Consider the following 18180-nt stretch of genomic DNA (forward strand, 5'->3'; position numbering starts at 1 on the left):
TTATGCACAAACGGTCAAAATCTCTAACCAAACTTGCCTTTGCCTCCTGCCAAAGCGCATAAAGAGGTGCATAAAAACCATAAAGATCACGGGCACATGCCGCTTCCGGCACTGCCCCGGCGCCATTGAGGGCACCAGCGTTGTTATGGATGCAGCACCTCATATGCTGCGGGATCAAGCAAGGGACAGTTATGTTTAACGAGATGATGCGGGCGGAGATCTGGCTGCAGGAACATTTGGAGAGCCAGCAGGGAGTAGAAGACCTCGCCAGCCGACTCGGTTATTCGACCTCACAGGTCCGGCGCAGGTTCAAGCAGTGCTTCGGTCTGTCCCCTAGCGCCTATCGCGACACCCTGCGACTGGAAAAGGCGGCACGCCTGCTGGCGTTCACCCCCTTCCCGATACAGACCATCGCGACCCGGTGTGGCTATCAAAATCATTCTGCTTTCAGCCGCGCCTTCCAACGATACCACAACCAAACGCCGCGCCAATACCGCCAAGCGCTGCGTTTGCAGCTACATCACAATCCTTATTGCCAAGGGCATGGCGGCACGGCGCCCGAGTTCGAAATCTGCAAGGCGCCTGTGCGCTACGCTCTGGCGACACGCTTATACCGTAAGGATAACCATCGTTCTTTCGGCGTATTGCGCGAATGGACCCAACATGCCAAAGGCGTGGAGAGCCTGCCGGAACGCCTACGGCAGGGGCGCACCATTGCCTTGATGCATAACACGCCTCTACCTAGCGATGTGGAACGGATCGATGTCGGTCCGCTGATCGAGCAGCACGAAGCGCCGGGAATTGCCATTCCCGCCTCCTTTCGCTTGCTGAAACTCCCCGCCCAGCAGCACGCTTGTGTCAAACTGCAAGCACTGGAGGAGATTCCGGATGTCATACAATTCCTCGTTTGCGAGGGATTGCCGGATAAGAAGCTTCATGCCAGCGGGGATGCCGTTCAGGTGGAATGGGACGAAACCGGCATTATGATCAGACTGCCCATTCACCAGGCCTGATGAGGCCAGACAAGTGGGCTCACGCGTATGGCGCGAGCCCACAGTCCTAATTAGGGTTCGACCCTCTAATCAGAATTCCACGTGCATCAGGATTCGACGCGAACCAGCCAGCCTTCTACGGTGTCGGAGCCGTGCTCGTCCTTCCATGCCTTGAGCGTCTTGTGGTTGCCGCCGCGGGTTTCCACCACTTCGCCGGTCTTCGGATTCTTGTAGATCTTCAGCTTGCGCTTGCGGCGCCCGGTGCTGGAAGAAGCCGCGGACTTGGCCTGCGCTGACTTGCCGCCCTGCGGCTCCAGCAGGCCGATAACATCGGCTGAGCTCTTGTTGAACTCGCGCATGAGGGCTTCGAGCTTATCCTTGAATTCCAGTTCGGCCTTCAGGCGCTCGTCGTTCTGCAGCCGCTCCATTTCAGCCTGAAGCTGCTTGAGCTGCTGTTCTTTCTGCATGAATTCGCTGAGAAGAGACATGTGCACGGTCCTTGCTTCTAAATGGGAGGTTTATGGGATGCCGCTTATAAATACAACAACCCGACCGAAATGACAACACTTCGATCTAGTTTTAGCCGACTCGAACGGAGTGAGTCAAATACGCGTGCAGTTAAGAGGCACTTGGTGTCAAAAAAACCTGCGTATAGGCGAGAACCAATTGCTCGCATCTTTTAAGCACGGCACGCCCCTCATAAACTGAAACATCACAATTTGTCAATTGCATGAGTCATATTTTTACTCTTCGTGCGCCCGGGTTGCACCATGCCGAAGTGCAACTAGCAAGCCTCGAGGCTACACCAGTGAATCAGATATTTCTAATGAAGCAATTTGTAAGCCCCCGGAGCTTTGTTACACTGCAAGGGAAGCGATGAGCGATACGACGAAAGGGACGTCAATGTATTTGTTCCATAACTTCAAGGAACGCAATGACTTATGCGACGAGGACAAGCGCCTGTTCGCCACCTGCACCGGCCCCGCACGGGAGGTGCGGAAAGGTAGCCACTTGGCTCGCGAAGGCGAACCGCTCGAGTGCCTGCACCTGATCGAGAAAGGCTGGGCCTGTCGCTACAAGATGCTGCCCGACGGCAGCGAGCCCATTACTTCGCTGCTGTTGCCTGGCGATCTCAGCGATAGCGGCATGGCCTGCATACCAGGATGGATTTTTCGATCAAGGCCCTGACACCGCTCCGCTTCACTACCATCAATCCGGAAAGCGCCGAGCGGCTGTTCAAACGCCCAAGAATACTGCGTTTGTTCAAGGCCTCGGGCCACATGAGCCATAACGTGGCCTTGAACTGGATCATCAACGTTTCGGCGCGCAGTGCCGAGGGGCGCATCGCCAACCTGTTGTGCGAATGCTATGCCCGCTCCCATGCGGCCGGGCTGACCTATAAAGGCCGCTATTTCTTCCCGCTCACGCAGTTGGAAATTTCCGACGTGCTGGGGCTTTCCAGCGTGCATGTCAGCCGCTCGATCAGCAAGATCAAGCGCAAGGGACTGATCGAGAACTGCGATAACAGGCAAATTCGCATCATGAATTGGAGCGGCCTGGCCACACTGGGCGGTTTCAGGCAGGAAAACATGGAGTTTCTTTCCTGACGTCGCACCACCGGTAAAATGCAGGCTGGCCGGTGCGATGCCCCTTGGGCCAGGCCTCTCCTGATATCACCAATTTTTTTACAAGACATGCAAATCTGTTGATCGGGGTCAGTTTTCCCCGGCGCGCGGAGGTAGCCACTCGAGCCCACCCCACTTCCATGGGGGCGGGCTCTGGTTCAGTATCCGGCTCAGAAAATGTCGCGCAGAATCTCGTAGATGATGGCGTTGGCGACGTCCACCAGCACGACATCCGGCCCAACCCGACGCCACTCATAACCGTCGTAGCGCGGCAAGTCACGCAGAATGCGCTCGTCAAGCTGCTTGGCGATACCGGGAGGTAGCGGCTTGCCGCGCTCCAGGTTCATGCGTATGCCAGGCGGCAGGCTCTCGCGGCTGCGGTCTATCTCGACCCAGTCGCGCCGCTCGATCAACAGGCGGCGGATCTCGCGCTCGTCGATACGCGGGCCATCGACGATGATGCGGCGCTCGTCTCGCCTGTCGTCATGCCACTCGTCGCTTCCCCTCGCCCCGCGTCCGGGCTCGTGATCGGCGCCTCGTCCGGGCTGGCCCGGCACTGCCTGCTGGGCTTGCCCTCTCGCCTGGCCCTGGCCCTGACTTTGCCCCTGCTGCTGTTCTGGCCCTTGCCCCTGGCCGCGGTTCTCGCCCGGCTGCGCCTGGGCATGAGTCGCGGTCAGAATCAGCACTGCCAGGCTCGGCAGCAGAATTCGCTTGGCATGACGCATGGTGGCACTCCTTGCAGGTTGGCTGTCATCTTGAGCCTAGGAGATGAATACGCAATGAGCGTGCAACGAAACGGCATGTTCCGGCACACTTTGTCACATTGATTGCGAATTTTTCTTAAGTTTCTCCCGCACTCGCCGATGTCAATCAAATCGATTGACTCACAGGAGATCGTCATGCACCCCAGTGGCAAGAGAGTGCTCGCCCTGTTGGTTCTCTCACTGGCGCCGCTCGTCTCCCTACCGGCCTACGGCGACACCGCTTATCACGAGGCCATTGCCAAAGGATACGACATGGGCTGGGCGTGCTATGAGAGTTCGCGGCACAGCGAGCGATGGACTGTGGAATGTCAGGTCTTTCTCGCTTATGCCGAGCATGGTATCGACGCGGAGATAGCGGAATTCAGACAGGGGCTGAGACAAGCGGGAGTGTGGTTCCTGCTGGAACAGAACGGCAACCGAATGCAGGAGAGCGCCGACAAGGCCCGGGATATCTCCTATCTGCTGCTTTATGCCAAAACACTACGCAACCAGCATGTCACGGCCTGGAAATCGCACTGCCACAACAGTGGCTGTATGGTGCCGTTTCGCATTGAGTAGCTGCCCTGCAAGCGACAATGCTCTGCTTCAGATATCGACGGAAATACCCTTCGCGCCCAGGAGCCACTGCATCGGCGGAAATCGTCGACCCTAGAGCGATACTTGCTGGATCAGCGGGAGACCAGTTCGTACATGCCGAGTCTACCGGATAGGCAGGGGGCGTGCTTCCAATGAAAAGTTCGGCTGCCGCAGCATTGGCATAAGACCGCACTTCCACTTCGCAAGCATTGTTTGCCGCTCGTTGCGTATAGCTCTGATACTGCGGAATCGCGACCGTCATCAATATTCCGATGATAGCCACCACGATCAGCAGCTCGATGAGCGTGAAACCGCCCTGCCTTCGCTTGGCGGCCACTTCCTGCTGCGACATCTTCTCCATCATGCCTTGTCAACACCTTTCCTTGTGGCCCCATGAGCCTTGTCGCGTACATTAGATGACTCAGCCCACGCCTCGCAAGCCGTTCCTACGTAGGCATGAAAGCTGTCTCATCATAAACGACCAGTACGTTAATACCAGTTGGAGTGGCGTTGGCCAGCGCGTCGTGCCGTACCTTGGCCAGGGGGCTAGAATGCCTGGTAGATTTTCGCCAAATACCCTTGCGGGCCTGATACCTGGGGCGCCATGAACGACTATCGAACGGTACCGCTGGGTGCCCACGAGCCAGCCAGCGCAGATACCGCTCAACGACATGCCGCCAGCCTCGAGGGGCTGCGTGGCTTCCCCCAGCGGCTGGTGGAGCATGGGTTGCTCTCACCCGCGGCGGTACGGCGGGCAGAGCACGAGGCGCGCGAAGCCGAGACCAGCCTGCTGGAGCATGTGATCGCGACAGGCCTCGTCACGGCCCGTCAAGGGACGCTGTGTGCCGCGTGGGAGTATGGCCTGCCGCTGGTCGATCTGGACGCACTGCGTTTGGCGAGCCTGCCCGCCGCCAGCGAGTATCCCCATGCGCTGCTACGCAAGCTGTGCGCGGTGCCGCTTGCCCGCCGTGGGCATCGGCTCACGGTGGCGGTGCCCTATCCCTCCACCCTGGTGCGACTCGACGAGCTGCGTTTCGCCACCGGCCTGGGTATCGAGGCCGTATTATGCCCAGTGGACCAGTTGATGCCGGTGCTGGAGGCTTACCTGGCGCAGCACGACACCGACATGATGAATGAGCTAGCGGGAGTAGACGCTGCCATCAGCGAGCTGGAATTCGAGGGCGGGGAAGATATCGGCAAGGAAGCGGCAGACGCCGTTACCAGCGGTACCGACGACGCCCCGGTCGTCAAGTTCGTGAACAAGATCCTGCTCGATGCTATTCGCCGTGGCGCTTCGGACATTCATTTCGAACCTTACGAAACCAGCTACCGGTGCGCATGCGCGTGGACGGCATGTTGATGGAGGCGGCGCACCCGCCGTTTGCCATGCGCTCACGCATTGCCGCGCGCTTGAAGGTAATGGCGCGGCTAGACATTTCCGAGCGCCGCCTGCCGCAGGATGGCGCGATCAAGCTCAAGGTTTCCAAGTCGCGCTCGATCGATCTTCGCGTGAACTCGCTGCCCACCGTGTACGGCGAGAAGATCGTGTTGCGTATTCTCGATCCCAGCTCGGCGCAGATCGGTATCGATGCACTGGGCTTTACGCCGAAACAGCGCGCGCTCTACGAGAGCGTACTGGACCACCCCCAGGGCATGATCCTGGTGACCGGCCCCACTGGCAGCGGTAAGACGGTCACTCTCTATACCGGCCTGAACCTCCTCAACGAGGTACAGCGCAATATCTGTACCGCCGAGGACCCGGTGGAAATAAAGGTGCCGGGAGTCAATCAGGTCAATGTGCTGCCCAAGATCGGCCTGGATTTCGCCAGCGCGCTGCGCGCCTTCCTGCGCCAGGACCCAGACGTGGTGATGGTAGGCGAGATCCGCGACCTGGAGACCGCCGAGATCGCGGTGAAGGCGGCACAAACCGGCCACCTGGTGCTGTCCACGGTACACACCAATTCCGCCGCGGAGACCCTGACGCGCCTGGCCAACATGGGCGTGCCGCCCTTCAACATTGCCAGTTCGGTGAGCTTGATCATCGCTCAACGCTTGGCGCGGCGGCTGTGCAAGCACTGCCGCCAGGAGACGCAGCTGCCCCGCGAGGCGCTGTTGCAGGAGGGCTTTACGGCACAGGAAGTGGATAGCGCCACTGTCTTCGAGGCGGTAGGCTGCAAGCAGTGCACCCATGGCTACCAGGGCCGCGTGGGGATCTACGAGGTGGTGCCGATCAGCAGCGCCATGAGCCAACTGATCATGCGTAACGGTAACTCCATGGACTTCGATCGCCTGGCGCGCGAGGAGGGCCACCCGGATCTACGCCGCAGCGGCCTGCTGAAGGTAATGCAGGGGATTACAAGCCTGACCGAGGTCAACAGAGTCACAAAAGATTAGCCCTAAGCGAGCGAATCGCTCGGCAACCTCTTGGTCCGCGCGATAATGAATGGGAAAGACTGAATAAGTCACTTCGCAGGGAATTTATGGCAACGAGATCGGCGAGAGCGCCAAGGAAGCTGAAACTGTACCGCTGGCGTTGGACGGGCAAGGGTCCCGGAGGGCGGCAGGTGAGCGGCGAAATCGTAGCCGCCAGGAAATACGAGGTGGAACGCGAGCTGGCCCGCCAGAACATCATCGTCAAGACCGTGCGGCGCAAGGGTAGGTTTGGCGGTGGCATGGGCACCATAACGCCACGGGACGTCATGCTGTTCGCTCGCCAGATGGCGACGATGATCCGCGCCGGGGTACCGGTGTTGCAGGCCTTTCAGGTGGTAGCCGAGAGCATTCGCAAGCCGGCCATGAGCGCGGTGGTGCAGCAGATGATGAATGAAGTGGCCGCCGCGCTCGAGTTTTTCCCAGGCGCTGCGCAACCATCCCGAGCACTTCGACAGGCTGTTCTGCAATCTGGTGGAAGCCGGCGAGAGTTCCGGCTCGCTCGACCGCATGCTCGACCGGATCGCCACTTACAAGGAGAAGGTGGAATCGCTCAAGAGCCGGGTGAAGAAGGCGTTGTGGTACCCCATCGCCGTGATCCTGGTAGGCATCGGCGTGACGGCACTGCTGCTGATCAAGGTGGTACCCAGTTCGAGAGCCTGTTCAACGGCTTCGGCGCCGAGCTGCCGGCGATGACTCGCATGACCATCGCCCTTTCCGAATTCGCCCAGCAGTATTGGCTGTGGGGCCTGGGCGGCATAATCACCTTCGTGTGCCTGATACGCCAGGGCATCAAGCGCTCACCGGCCTTTGCCTACCGCGTGCATGCGTTCCTGCTCAGGTTGCCGGTCCTCGGCGATATCTTCGACAAGTCCGCCGTGGCGCGCTATTCCCGCACCCTGGCCACGACCTACGGTGCCGGCGTCCCTATGCTTGAAGCGCTGGACATAGCCGCCGGGGCGACCGGCAACCTGGTCTACGAGCGCGCCACGCGCCAGGTGCGCGAGGATGTGGCCACCGGTCAGCAGCTCCACTTCGCCATGCGCCTGACGGAGCGCTTCCCGGCGCTGGCGGTGCAGATGGTGGGCATCGGTGAGGAATCCGGCTCGCTGGACGCCATGCTCAACCGCGTGGCCGACTATTACGAGGAAGAGGTCGATAACAAGGTCGACGCGTTGACCTCACTGCTCGAACCGCTGATCATCGTGGTACTCGGCGTGCTGGTCGGCGCCTGGTGGTCTCCATGTACCTGCCGATCTTCGAGCTGGGTACGGTGCTGTGAGGTATTCCTTTGTTGCTTGACCTACCCCCCGCCTTCTTTGGCCACTGGCAGCCCTGCTGGGCCTTTGCCTGGGCAGCTTCCTCAACGTGTGATCGTGCGCCTGCCGTCATGTTGATGCTTGGCTGGCGGGCCGAGGCCCGCGAGGCGCTGAGCTGCCGGAGGAGGAGTCGCCCCGCTTCAATCTGCTGGTGCCGCGCTCGATCTGCCCCCGCTGCGAGGCGCCGATTGCCTGGCACGACAACCTGCCGTCATCGGCTGGTTCAAGCGTCGCGGCCGTTGCGCCACTTGCGCGACGCGCATCAGTCTACAGTACCCACTGGTGGAGCTGACCGGCGCGGGCCTGACGTTGGCCGTGGTGGCGCTGTACGGCGTGACTTGGCAAGGCGTGTTCATTCTTGCCGCCTGCCTGGCGCTGCTGGCACTCGCTGTGATTGACCTGCGCACCCAACTGCTGCCGGACGTGGTGACCTTGCCGCTGCTGTGGGCCGGCCTGCTCTACCAGTTGCTGTTCCAGCCGCTGATGTTGCCAGCGCCGTCATTGGCGCCATGGCAGGCTACCTCGCCCTGTGGAGCGTCTATTGGCTGTTCAAGTTGGTGACCGGCAAGGAGGGCATGGGCTACGGTGATTTCAAGCTGCTGGCGGCGCTGGGCGCCTGGCTGGGCTGGCAATACCTGCCGTTGGTGCTGATTTTTTCCGCCGGCGCCGGTGCTCTCGTCGGCATTCTGGTGCAGCTCGCCCTGCCCCGCCTGCGCGGCGCCCCCATGCCCTTCGCCCCTTTTCTGGCCATATCGGGATGGATAGCATTGCTCGTGGGCGAGCCGTTGATGGCCATTTATGTCGGCATGACACTCTGAGTGAGGGCTTGTGAGGGAGAACCTGCTTTGATCGTTGGCGTAACCGGCGGTATCGCTTCCGGCAAGAGTACCGTGGCGCGGGCCTTCGCGGCGCTGGCGTGCCTTGGGTGGATGCCGATGACGTGGCTCGCGAAGTGGTCGAGCCCGGCGAGCCGGCGCTGGCCGAGATCGCCGAGCGCTTCGGCGTGCGGATTCTGCAGGCTGACGGTAGCCTGAACCGCCGCGCCCTGCGCGAGATCGTGTTTGCCGAGCCAAGCGAGCGGTTATGGCTCGAGTCGGTGACCCACCAACGCATTCGCGAGCGCATCATCGCCCATCTGGAACGGCTCCAGAACGAGGGCGCGCCTTACGTGCTGCTGGTCTCGCCGCTGCTGTTCGAATCGGGCCAGAGCGAGATGGTGGACCGCTGCCTGGTGATCGACGTGCCGGAGAGCGTGCAGATCGCCCGTACCGCCTCCGTGATGACGTGGACGAACGACAGGCCCGCGCCATCGTTGCCGCCCAGATGCCGCGCAGCGAACGCCTGGCCCGCGCCGACGATGTGATCGACAACAGCGGAAGCGAGGAGCATCTCGCCGCCCAGGTCGCCGAACTGGACCGACGCTATCGAGAGATGGCCGAGAGCCGCTAGAATGAGTGGAAAGCCACCAACCGCATTGGATTCATGAGCCAACACGACCAACGTCCCCTGACCGTCGCCTGCCCGCAATGCCAGAAAAAGGTGGTGTGGAGCGAGAAGAATCCCTACCGCCCTTTTTGTAGCGAGCGCTGCAAGCTGATCGACCTGGGCGCCTGGGCCGATGAATCGCACCGCATTGCCGGGGAGCCGGCGCTCGACGAGACCAACATCGACGAGTGGCTGGCCCGCGCCGAGCGAGGCGACGAGCGGTGACCCTGGCCCCGGCGCCGACCTATCGGCTGCTGGCCGAACTCGAACTCGCCTTCGACAGGCTGATCGAGAGTACCGAAGCCTTGCTCGAAGCTTACGCGGCCTCGCCCTCCGAGCCTGGGCCTTTCAGGCCGAGGCCAGCACCGAGTGGCTGCGTCGCGCCCTGCTCGATTTCTGGTACACCGATGGACAGGATGGTCGCGCCACCCGCAGCCATGTGGGCTTGATTGCCGCCGATGACATACTCATGGCGCGGGTAGCCGAGGTGAATGCGACCAAGGCGAGTTCGCCAAGCGGCTTGCGCGCATCAAGGCCGAGCATCCACCGCTGCTGGCCGAGGCCAAGGCGGTACTGCCCTTCCGCCACCCACAGCTGCACGACCATCTACGCGGCAGCGGCCTGGCCCGGCTGCACCTGAAGCAGTGCTGGCGGGCCGTTCCCGTGGCCGAAGCGCCGGTCGCCCGGGTACGCCTGGCCTGGTACTCCAGCGGCCGCTCGATCAAGCGGCTCACGGTGCGCGAGGTGGAGAAGAAGCTGCTGGCATTGGACAGCGATGCCCTCACGTTCGCATTCAGCTGCGCAAGCTGGCCGCCCTGCCCTCGAGCGAACCGTTGGCCCAGGTGCAGCGCCAGGCGCCGTTGATGCGCGCCAACCTGTTCTACTGCGAGCCGTTGGAAGATGGCCGCACCCGCCGCGCCATGAACGTGGCGCTGCCGCTGTTCCTGCCCGCGCCACGCGGGCGCCTGCCCGACCACAACCAGCCCCCGGCCGCGCCGCCGCAGAGCCGTACCCGGGCACGCCGTAGCGACGAGAAGCTCGAAGATACCCCCTACCTGCCGTCGCTCAGAATTTACCGCTATCGCTAATGCACGCCCTGGCGTGCCCTAGCCTGCCTGCCGTGCTTGGTGTTCCAACTCTGCGACCAGCGCGGGCTGGAGCTTCAGTGCCTTGGCCAACTGGTCGAGCCAGGCGCGTTCCATGGGATTCTGCTCGTCGATCACCGCCACGCTGATCAGGTACATCTCGCGCGCGGCCTGGGGCGAATCGGCCTGGCGCGCCAGCGCCTCGGCATCCAGCGGGGCGCTGAGCTGTTGCTCGACCCAGCGATGGAGTTCATCGTCGGCCCCCAGGGCATCGATCTGCTGGGCAATGAGTTCGCGCTCCTGCGCATCGATATGGCCGTCGGCGCGGGCCGCCATGATCATTGCCTGCAGCAGTTCGAGGCTGCGGCGCTCCTGGTACTCGCCTTCCAGCTCCTCGACTCGCTCGCCTTCGGCACCGCTGCCTGCCGGCTGGCCAACCGCTCCTTGTGAGTTCTGTGAGTTCTGCCAGGCTTTCCAGGCCAGCACGCCGACCGCGGCGATGGCCCCGTACTTGAGTGCCTTGCCACCGAGCTTGCGCCCACGCTTGGAGCCGACCAGCAGCCCCATGGCCCCTCCTCCCAGCAGGCTCTTCATATCCAGGTTCAGGCCGTTGCCGCCGGGCGAAGCCTGGCCCGGCGAGCCGCCTCCCAACTGGCGGGATAGGCCATCGAGCATGCCCTTGACATCCACACCGCCACTATTCCTGTTACCGCCCTGGCCACCGGCCTGCTGCATCAGCTGCTGCAAGATCTTGCTGGCGTTCATCGCGTGCTCACTCCTCTTCGCCCATCCGGGCTTCGTACCAGTCGAGCGCCTGTTCCATGCGGTCGTAGCCCCAGAACGGCTCGTCACCGGCCATGAAGAACGGCGCGCCGAATATATCCAGTGCCTGCGCCCGCTCCGTGGCTTCGCGCAGCGACGCTTTGACCTCGGCTGCTGGCTCTGTTTCAGCAGCACTTCGGCGTCGAGGTTGACCTCCGCCAGGCAGTTGGCAATGACCTGGGGATCGGCGATGTCCTCGTCGTGCTCGAAGTTGGCGCGGAACACGCTGCGTACGAAGGCCGGTACCCACGGTTCTTCCGCATGCCAGTTGGCGATACGCGCCGCCAGCAGGCCGTTGCGCGGGAACTGCGAGGGTCGCCGGAAGCGAATGCCGTCGCGCTCGCAGATCCGTTCGATGTCGCGCCACATGTAGCGCCCCTTGGCCGGGTAGAGCTTGAAGGGCGTGTCGTTCAGCCCTGGGCCTGGAAGATCGGCCCCAACAGGAAGGGCTGCCAGCGCACTTCGATGTCTCGCTCGGCCGCCAGATGCTCGAGCCGCATGGCGGCCGGATAGGAGTAGGTGCTGGCGAATTCGAACCAGAAGGTAAAGGTCATGATGTCGTCTCTTTGCAAACCATGGTTGAAAGCCGCTATCCCTTGGGGCCCTGGGCCGCGTGCAATGCCAATCCGAGCGCCACACCGATACCAATGCCGAGCGGAAGGTTTCCCAGCATACTGCCAATAGCGCTCCCCAGCGCAATCCCTATTGCTATCCATATTGCCATTTAGGTCTCCGTGCCGAGCGAGCAACCGCGCCCATGACCTGGATCATGCAGTATCGAACTTACTTCGCCATACTGAGTGTATTAGCAAATAAGGAGAATGGCGGGTGAAGCCACTGGACGTCACGCAGGTCTATCGCGCCTGCCCGAGGATACCTTCGATTTCGAGGTCACCAGCGAGCTCGAATCGCTGGACATGCTCAGCGGTCACACCCGGGCCCGCGATGCGCTGGACTTCGGCACTTCCATGCGCAGCGAGGGTTTCAACCTCTATGTGCTGGGACACCCCGGCCACGGCAAGCACCAGTTGGTGGGACGCTTCCTGGCCGAGCGCTCGCGCAGCGAGCCCACGCCGCCGGACATCGCCTACCGCTACAATTTCGAGGACCCATCGCAGCCGCTGCACTTGCTGCTGCCCAACGGCATGGGCCGCATGCTGCGCACCGATCTCGAGCTGCTGGCCGAGGAGCTGCGTTCGGCCATTCCCGCCGTGTTCGAGGGCGACGAATATCAGAACCGTTTGCACGAGCTGAAGCAGGCCATGGGCGAACGCCAGCGCGACAACGTCGAGGCGGTACGACGCGAGGCGCGCGAGCACGACATACTGCTGCTCTCCACGCCCAACGGCTTCACGTTTGCCCCGGCCACCGCGGATGACAAGATGATGACGCCCGAGGAGTTCGAGCAGCTCGAGAGGGACGAGCGCGAGCGCATCGAGGGCACGGTACAGGTACTGCAGAAGAAGCTGGCCCAGGCCATTCGCCGCATGCCTCGCCTGGCGAAGCAGTTGCGCGAACAGATCACCGCGCTCAACCAGGAGATGCTGCAAACGGCCATCGAAGCGCCGCTGGCCGAGCTGGAAGAGCGCTACACCGACCACGACGGCATACAAGATCATCTAGGCGCGATACGCGAGGCAATGGTGCTGCACGTCGATTCGTTCATTGCCGACGAACCCGAGATGCCGCCCGAGGCGATTTTCAGCCGCTTTCAAATCAACCTGATCGTCGACAACACCGACTGCGAGGGAGCCCCCGTCATCTATCTCGACCTGCCGACGCACCAGCACCTGGTCGGCCGGATCGAGCATCACGTTCACAACGGTACCTTGCTGACCGATTATTCGCTGATTCGGGCCGGTGGCCTGCATCGCGCCAACGGCGGCTACCTGGTGGTGGACGTGCGCGCCCTGCTGATGCATGCCGGCGCCTGGGAGACGCTCAAGCGCGTGCTGCGTGCCGGCGAGATTCGCACCGAGTCGCTGGAGCAGGCCTATGGCCTGATCAGCACCACTACGCTGGAGCCCGAGCCGGTGCCGCTGGATCTCAAGGTCGTGCTGCTCGGCGAGCGGCTGTTCTATTACCTGCTGTGCGAGAACGATCCCGACTTCCTCGAGCTGTTCAAGGTGCAGGCCGATCTGGAGGATGAGCTGGAACGCAACCACGGCAACCAGCCGCTGTATGCCCGCATGGTGGCCACCCTGGCACGGGAGTCGGCCTTGCGCCCGCTGGATCGCAGCGCCGTAGCGGCGGTGATCGAGCGGGCCAGCCGCCTGGCCGACGACCAGAGCAAGCTCACCGCACGCCACCGGCCTTAAGCGACCTGCTGGAAGAAGCCGACCACTGGGCCGAGCGCGAAGACGCCAAGGTGATCACCCGCGCTCATGTCGACAAGGCGATAGCGCAGCAGCTGTGGCGCGCCAGCCGCATCCACGAGCGCAGCCACGAGGCCATTGCCCGCGGCACCGTGGCGATTCAGCTCGAAGGGGCGGTTGTCGGGCAGGTCAATGGGCTCTCGGTGATGAGCCTGGGCGACTATGCCTTCGGCCAACCCACCCGTATCACGGCCACTGCTAGGCCCGGCCCCGGCCATGTGGTGGATATCGAGCGCGAGGCACGCCTGGGCGGTCGTATCCACTCCAAGGCGGTGATGATCCTGTCACGCTGCCTGGCCAGCCGTTATGCCCCGGATACGCCGCTTTCGCTCTCCGCCAGCCTGGCCTTCGAGCAGTCCTATGGCGGAATTGAGGGCGATAGCGCCTCGGTGGCGGAAGCGTGCGTGTTGATTTCGGCCATTGCCCAGGCGGGCATCGACCAACGCCTGGCGGTCACCGGCTCCATCGACCAACATGGCCGCGTGCAGGCCGTGGGGGGCGTCAACGAGAAGATCGAGGGCTTTTTCGACATCTGCCAGGCACGGGGCGGCGCAAAGGGGCATGGCGTGCTACTGCCGGCCACCAACGTGGAGCACCTGATGCTCAAGCGCGAGGTTCGCGATGCCATTGCCGCCGGTGACTTCCGGGTCTATGCCATCGCACACCTGGACGAAGCGCTGGAGCTGCTCACCGGACTCACGCCAGGCGAACGGAACGCACAAGGGGACTATCCTGCCGGCAGTCTCAATGCCCGCGTGGTCGAGCGTCTGGAGACGTTCCACCAGGCGGTGAAGAAGAGCCGGGGCTCCGAACGGGACAGCGGCAAGCAGAGCGATGAGGCAAACGGGGGCCCAGGCGACGAGGAGCGTAGCGATGACGACTGACGATGCCCTGCCCGGCGGCTCGCCGACACCGGCACTGGATGTGGCGCGGGTGCTGGCCCTTCTCGACGCCTCGCGCCATAGCCTGGCCGCTCTGGCCGCGGCGGTGGATCTGGCCAGCCAGCGCCATGCCGAACTGGTGGCGCTGTACGTGGAAGACATCGACCTGTTGCGCTGCGCCACCTTTCCCTTCTCCTGTGAAATCGGCGCTCAATCGGGGCTGACACGGCCGCTCACGTCGGCATCGCTGGAAGCCAGCATCGCCCTTCAGCTTCAGCGCGTGCAACAGGCCCTGGCAACCGCGGTGGCCGGACGCGACCTGCACCACCGGCTCGAGGTCAGCCGCGGCCAGATAGCCGCCGAGGCGCTGACCAAGGCCGAGCCCGGCGACGTGCTGGTACTCGGCAAGGCCGGCACCAGCGAGCGCTGGGGAAACCGGCTCGGCTCCACCAGCCGCCGCCTGATCCTGGAGGCTCCCTGCACGGTGCTGCTGTGGGACGAACGACACCCTTTCCGGCGTGGCCCACTACGCTGGCTGGACACCCGTGGCAATGACCCTGCACAGAATCCAGCCATCCCCACGATCCCTCAGTGGCTGGCGGCGCTGTTCGATGAGGCTGCCCCGTTGTCTGCTCGCCATGCCGGCGAGCTGGAGAACCTGCTGGCTCATGCCGATGCCGGCGGCCTGCTGCTGCACCGAGGCGAGCTGGAAAGCCTGTTGAGGGAAGACGAGGAAGTGATCGCCAGGGTGCCGTTGCCGATCCTCGTCATTCCCTGACGGTAAGCGATGGCCTAGAACTCGCGGCCCTGCTCCACCCTCCTCCTCATCCACGCCCCGACCAGCAGCAACAGGGCCAGGGCGAACAGCGGCAGCAGGATGTCGAAGGTGAAGGCATCGTCTTCACGACTGACTGCCTGCAATCCACTATGAATGGCACTGGCGTAGACGGCCCATTTGATCCCCAAGCCAAGGGCGGCGGCGACAATGAAGGTGCCGAGCGGGAGCCGGCACAGGCCGGCGGCGTAATTGATCACCGAGTGCGGGAAGCCGGGCAGCACACGCAGGGCGCATTGAGTCAGCAGGTCGCTGCGTACCGTGAGCATCTCCATGATCTTGCGCGTCAGCCCCTTGGGGTTCCAGCGCTCGCCGACCCGAGCCGCCAGGTGGTAGGCACCCAAGGCACCGCTGACGCTGCCGAGGATCAGCATTGGCGTAGCGATGTGGGGCGGATAGAAGGGAGCGATGAGCCATAACCCGATGCTACCCGGCAGGCCGATGGCCAGGGTGATGGCCATGGTCAGCATGACGCCGATGACGACCAGCGGATGATGCGAGGTTTCCTCGACCCAATGGCGCACGGCCGAAAGGTCCGGTGAGTGCCAGAACCACACATAGGCGGCCATGGTCGCACTGGCGCCGAGGGCAACCCAGCGCCAGTGCCGGCGAAGTGACGAGTCGTTCGGCATTGGCAATCATCCGTCAGGTTTGCAGCAATGTTGCCATGCCGGATCATTCAGGTCACTTTTCGCCCGCTCAGGCGCCGAATTCACCTTCCTTGTCGGCGGGCTCGGCGGACGGCAGCTCCTTGCCGGGTTCCTGTGGCGTATCCTGCAGCCGCGGCATGGCGGCAACGCGCAAGTCGATGTAACGCAGCAGCCCGAGCTGGACGAACAACACGGCCAGGCACCACATGAACCCCTTGATCACGCTCACGGTCGTATACCTCGATTCGTACGAGCTGAGGCCGATGCGGCCTCGTCGAGTCGAGTGTAGTCCTGGCCGTGAAAAAAAGATAGATAGGCTGCTAATAGAGCAGCCTCCTGCACGTCTCGTTGAGCGAGAAGCCTGCTACAGCCTGGCTTCCACCCGCTCCAGGATCTGCCGGCTCACCTTATTTACCAGGGGTTTGGCGGCCTTGTTCACGGCTTTCTCGACCAGGCGGTTGCGAATGGTGTAGGTCAGCGTAAAGGAGACCTCCGTGCCCTCCTCCACCGGGCTGAGCCGATAGCAGCCCTGGTTGTGCACACCGTCCAGCGACTCCCAGGCCAGGACTTCGGGCGGCTGATGCTCGGTAATGGCCACCTCGAAGGTCCAGTCCATGCCGACGGCGTGCACGTGCCAGCGATAGCGTTCGTCACCCAGCGGCTCGATCGCCTTGATCAGGTCGGAGTAGTCGACGAAGTCCTCGACCCGCTCCAGCAGGGCATAGACCCGTTCCGGCGGGGCCTTGAGAATTGCACTGTGTTCGATCGTGGCCATGCGGTTCCCTATGCTGCTCTACAACGCTAAAATGCTCCACCTTCACATTGCAGGGTACCCGTCCTGCTACATGTTAGCTAACGAGAATAGCTAATCTTTGCTTACGCACGCGTTTGTTCGGATGCACTCGGCAAATCGCCGAGCGAGATGAAGCGCTAGGCATTTTTATTTCAAGAGGTTCTGCATGACCACACCCAAGGTCGGTTTCGTCTCACTTGGCTGCCCCAAGGCCCTGGTGGATTCCGAGCGCATCCTGACTCAGCTGCGCACGGACGGCTACGAGATCGTGCCCAGCTATGACGATGCCGACGTGGTGGTGGTCAACACCTGCGGTTTCATCGACAGCGCCAAGGCCGAGTCGCTGGATGCCATTGGCGAGGCTATCGCCGAGAACGGTAAAGTGATCGTCACCGGCTGCATGGGTGTGGACGAGAGTGCAATTCGCGACGTCCACCCCAGCGTGCTGGCCGTTACCGGCCCGCAGCAGTACGAGCGCGTAGTGGGCGCCGTGCACGAAGCCGCCCCGCACCAGCACCGGCACGACCCTCATATCGACCTGGTGCCCGCCCAAGGCGTGAAGCTCACCCCGCGCCATTACGCTTACCTGAAGATCTCCGAAGGCTGCAACCATAGCTGCAGCTTCTGCATCATCCCCTCCATGCGCGGCAAGCTGGTCAGCCGCCCGGTGGGCGACGTACTGCGCGAAGCCGAGGGACTGGCCAAGGCGGGCGTGAAGGAGCTGCTGGTGATCTCCCAGGACACCAGCGCCTATGGCGTGGACCTGCGCTACGCCCCCAGTGAATGGCGCGGCCGCGAGGTCAAGACGCGCCTCACCGAGCTGTGCGAGGCGCTCTCGGAGCTGGGCATTCGCGTGCGGCTGCACTACGTGTACCCCTACCCCCACGTGGATGAGCTGATTCCGCTGATGGCCGAGGGCAAGATCCTGCCCTACCTGGACATTCCCTTCCAGCACGCCAGCCCCAAGGTGCTCAAGGCGATGAAGCGCCCTGCCTTCGAGGACAAGACGCTCGCCCGCATCAAGCGCTGGCGTGAGCTGTGTCCCGAGCTGACCATTCGCTCCACCTTCATCGTCGGCTTCCCCGGCGAGACCGAGGAAGACTTCCAGTACCTGCTCGACTGGCTGAGCGAAGCCCAGCTCGACCGCGTGGGCTGCTTCCAGTACTCACCGGTGGAGGGCGCGCCGGCCAACGAACTGGGCCTGGAGCCGGTGCCGGACGACGTGAAGCAGGAGCGCTGGGAGCGCTTCATGGCGCATCAGCAGCAGATCTCCGCCGCTCGCCTGGAGCGCAAGATCGGCCGCGAGATCGAAGTGCTGGTGGACGAGGTCGATGAGGACGGCCCCATCGGTCGCAGCGAAGCCGACGCTCCAGAGATCGACGGCATGGTGTTCCTGGAGTCCAAGCGCACCCTGCGCCCCGGCGACGTGGTGCGCGCCCGGGTGACTAATGCCGACGAGTACGACCTCTGGGCGGAGGTGATTGAGGAAGCACAACCGGTCAAATTCTTGGATTTTTACGGTGCATAGAAAGCCCTATCTTCGGCCAT

The 18180-nt window shown here is 62.8% G+C and carries 21 protein-coding genes and 5 pseudogenes; 15 read left to right on the top strand and 11 right to left on the bottom strand.

The features are described from left to right. Positions 1-191: 191 nt before the first annotated feature. Positions 192-1013 carry a helix-turn-helix domain-containing protein gene (locus EKK97_RS12900; RefSeq protein ID WP_159552403.1) on the top strand — a complete coding sequence of 274 codons (822 nt, stop codon included), beginning with the start codon at positions 192-194 and terminating at the stop codon, positions 1011-1013. Between the two features lie 86 nt (positions 1014-1099). Here EKK97_RS12900 and EKK97_RS12905 read toward each other — a convergent pair whose 3' ends face one another. Then, entirely contained in the window at positions 1100-1480 is a 381-nt protein-coding gene (locus EKK97_RS12905) for a histone-like nucleoid-structuring protein, MvaT/MvaU family (RefSeq protein WP_159552405.1), read from the bottom strand. Between the two features lie 415 nt (positions 1481-1895). Between EKK97_RS12905 and EKK97_RS12910 the strand changes: the two genes are divergently transcribed. Beyond that, complete coding sequence (locus EKK97_RS12910; protein ID WP_159552407.1) at positions 1896-2180, top strand: cyclic nucleotide-binding domain-containing protein; 285 nt, start codon at positions 1896-1898, stop codon at positions 2178-2180. Next, the gene (locus EKK97_RS12915) at positions 2156-2599 is read left to right on the top strand and encodes a Crp/Fnr family transcriptional regulator (protein ID WP_159552409.1); all 444 of its coding nucleotides are present in this window, start codon (positions 2156-2158) and stop codon (positions 2597-2599) included. The genes EKK97_RS12910 and EKK97_RS12915 overlap by 25 nt, the downstream gene beginning before the upstream one ends. A 188-nt stretch (positions 2600-2787) precedes the next feature. Here EKK97_RS12915 and EKK97_RS12920 read toward each other — a convergent pair whose 3' ends face one another. Beyond that, the gene (locus EKK97_RS12920) at positions 2788-3342 is read right to left on the bottom strand and encodes an anti-virulence regulator CigR family protein (RefSeq protein WP_159552411.1); all 555 of its coding nucleotides are present in this window, start codon (positions 3340-3342) and stop codon (positions 2788-2790) included. Between the two features lie 174 nt (positions 3343-3516). Here EKK97_RS12920 and EKK97_RS12925 point away from each other — a divergent pair, with 174 nt between their 5' ends. After that, the gene (locus EKK97_RS12925; RefSeq protein WP_159552413.1) at positions 3517-3939 is read left to right on the top strand and encodes a hypothetical protein; all 423 of its coding nucleotides are present in this window, start codon (positions 3517-3519) and stop codon (positions 3937-3939) included. On the opposite strand, the gene EKK97_RS25430 is transcribed toward EKK97_RS12925, so the two are convergent. Further along, positions 3878-4321: a pilin gene (locus EKK97_RS25430; protein ID WP_277987310.1), complete on the bottom strand. Its 444-nt coding sequence runs from the start codon at positions 4319-4321 to the stop codon at positions 3878-3880. The genes EKK97_RS12925 and EKK97_RS25430 overlap by 62 nt on opposite strands. A 240-nt stretch (positions 4322-4561) precedes the next feature. Between EKK97_RS25430 and pilB the strand changes: the two are divergent. The 5 genes and pseudogenes from pilB to yacG all read left to right on the top strand — a co-directional run bounded on the left by pilB (position 4562) and on the right by yacG (position 9416). Continuing rightward, positions 4562-6351, top strand: a pseudogene (pilB, locus tag EKK97_RS12935) (type IV-A pilus assembly ATPase PilB). A gap of 86 nt (positions 6352-6437) precedes the next feature. Continuing rightward, positions 6438-7669 (top strand): annotated as a pseudogene (locus EKK97_RS12940) (type II secretion system F family protein). Positions 7670-7967: 298 nt separating this feature from the next. Continuing rightward, positions 7968-8524: pseudogene (locus EKK97_RS24710) on the top strand (prepilin peptidase). Between the two features lie 27 nt (positions 8525-8551). Further along, positions 8552-9155: pseudogene (gene coaE, locus EKK97_RS12950) on the top strand (dephospho-CoA kinase). 33 nt (positions 9156-9188) lie between these two features. Continuing rightward, positions 9189-9416 (top strand): DNA gyrase inhibitor YacG, encoded by a 228-nt coding sequence (gene yacG, locus EKK97_RS12955; RefSeq protein WP_159552415.1) that lies wholly within the window; start codon positions 9189-9191, stop codon positions 9414-9416. Positions 9417-9539: 123 nt separating this feature from the next. Here yacG and EKK97_RS25850 read toward each other — a convergent pair whose 3' ends face one another. Continuing rightward, positions 9540-9797, bottom strand: coding sequence for a hypothetical protein (locus EKK97_RS25850; protein ID WP_340162860.1), 258 nt, complete (start codon positions 9795-9797; stop codon positions 9540-9542). 57 nt (positions 9798-9854) lie between these two features. Here EKK97_RS25850 and EKK97_RS25855 point away from each other — a divergent pair, with 57 nt between their 5' ends. Together EKK97_RS25855 and EKK97_RS25860 are read left to right on the top strand one after the other, a co-directional pair. Continuing rightward, positions 9855-10055, top strand: coding sequence for a hypothetical protein (locus tag EKK97_RS25855; protein ID WP_340162861.1), 201 nt, complete (start codon positions 9855-9857; stop codon positions 10053-10055). Continuing rightward, positions 10025-10279, top strand: a complete 255-nt coding sequence (locus tag EKK97_RS25860) for a hypothetical protein (protein ID WP_340162862.1) — start codon at positions 10025-10027, stop codon at positions 10277-10279. Before EKK97_RS25855 ends, EKK97_RS25860 begins: the two co-directional genes overlap by 31 nt. Positions 10280-10297: 18 nt before the next feature. On the opposite strand, the gene EKK97_RS12965 is transcribed toward EKK97_RS25860, so the two are convergent. The 4 genes and pseudogenes from EKK97_RS12965 to EKK97_RS26245 all read right to left on the bottom strand — a co-directional run bounded on the left by EKK97_RS12965 (position 10298) and on the right by EKK97_RS26245 (position 11822). Further along, entirely contained in the window at positions 10298-11041 is a 744-nt protein-coding gene (locus EKK97_RS12965; RefSeq protein WP_159552417.1) for a tellurite resistance TerB family protein, read from the bottom strand. Positions 11042-11048: 7 nt separating this feature from the next. Beyond that, a pseudogene (locus EKK97_RS26120) lies at positions 11049-11467 on the bottom strand (DsbA family protein). A gap of 41 nt (positions 11468-11508) precedes the next feature. Then, complete coding sequence (locus EKK97_RS25445) at positions 11509-11652, bottom strand: DsbA family protein (protein WP_201296886.1); 144 nt, start codon at positions 11650-11652, stop codon at positions 11509-11511. 35 nt (positions 11653-11687) lie between these two features. Beyond that, positions 11688-11822 carry a glycine zipper domain-containing protein gene (locus tag EKK97_RS26245; RefSeq protein ID WP_479688628.1) on the bottom strand — a complete coding sequence of 45 codons (135 nt, stop codon included), beginning with the start codon at positions 11820-11822 and terminating at the stop codon, positions 11688-11690. Between the two features lie 97 nt (positions 11823-11919). Here EKK97_RS26245 and EKK97_RS23890 point away from each other — a divergent pair, with 97 nt between their 5' ends. The 3 genes from EKK97_RS23890 to EKK97_RS12980 are packed head-to-tail and all read left to right on the top strand — an operon-like array spanning position 11920 to position 15132. Continuing rightward, positions 11920-13416 (top strand): AAA family ATPase, encoded by a 1497-nt coding sequence (locus tag EKK97_RS23890; RefSeq protein WP_201296887.1) that lies wholly within the window; start codon positions 11920-11922, stop codon positions 13414-13416. A 50-nt stretch (positions 13417-13466) separates the two neighbouring features. Further along, entirely contained in the window at positions 13467-14357 is an 891-nt protein-coding gene (locus EKK97_RS23895) for a S16 family serine protease (protein ID WP_201296888.1), read from the top strand. Further along, positions 14347-15132 carry a universal stress protein gene (locus tag EKK97_RS12980; protein WP_159552419.1) on the top strand — a complete coding sequence of 262 codons (786 nt, stop codon included), beginning with the start codon at positions 14347-14349 and terminating at the stop codon, positions 15130-15132. Before EKK97_RS23895 ends, EKK97_RS12980 begins: the two co-directional genes overlap by 11 nt. Positions 15133-15146: 14 nt before the next feature. Here EKK97_RS12980 and EKK97_RS12985 read toward each other — a convergent pair whose 3' ends face one another. The 3 genes from EKK97_RS12985 to EKK97_RS12995 all read right to left on the bottom strand — a co-directional run bounded on the left by EKK97_RS12985 (position 15147) and on the right by EKK97_RS12995 (position 16614). Next, positions 15147-15821 (bottom strand): TVP38/TMEM64 family protein, encoded by a 675-nt coding sequence (locus EKK97_RS12985; RefSeq protein WP_159552421.1) that lies wholly within the window; start codon positions 15819-15821, stop codon positions 15147-15149. Between the two features lie 67 nt (positions 15822-15888). Continuing rightward, positions 15889-16068 carry a hypothetical protein gene (locus tag EKK97_RS12990; protein WP_159552423.1) on the bottom strand — a complete coding sequence of 60 codons (180 nt, stop codon included), beginning with the start codon at positions 16066-16068 and terminating at the stop codon, positions 15889-15891. A gap of 135 nt (positions 16069-16203) precedes the next feature. Then, positions 16204-16614, bottom strand: a complete 411-nt coding sequence (locus tag EKK97_RS12995; protein ID WP_159552425.1) for an SRPBCC family protein — start codon at positions 16612-16614, stop codon at positions 16204-16206. Between the two features lie 184 nt (positions 16615-16798). Here EKK97_RS12995 and rimO point away from each other — a divergent pair, with 184 nt between their 5' ends. After that, positions 16799-18160, top strand: coding sequence for a 30S ribosomal protein S12 methylthiotransferase RimO (gene rimO, locus EKK97_RS13000; RefSeq protein ID WP_159552427.1), 1362 nt, complete (start codon positions 16799-16801; stop codon positions 18158-18160). Positions 18161-18180: the final 20 nt, after the last annotated feature.

Origin of the sequence: Billgrantia tianxiuensis, from assembly GCF_009834345.1 — a bacterium.
GTDB classification, from domain to species: Bacteria; Pseudomonadota; Gammaproteobacteria; order Pseudomonadales; family Halomonadaceae; genus Halomonas; species Halomonas tianxiuensis.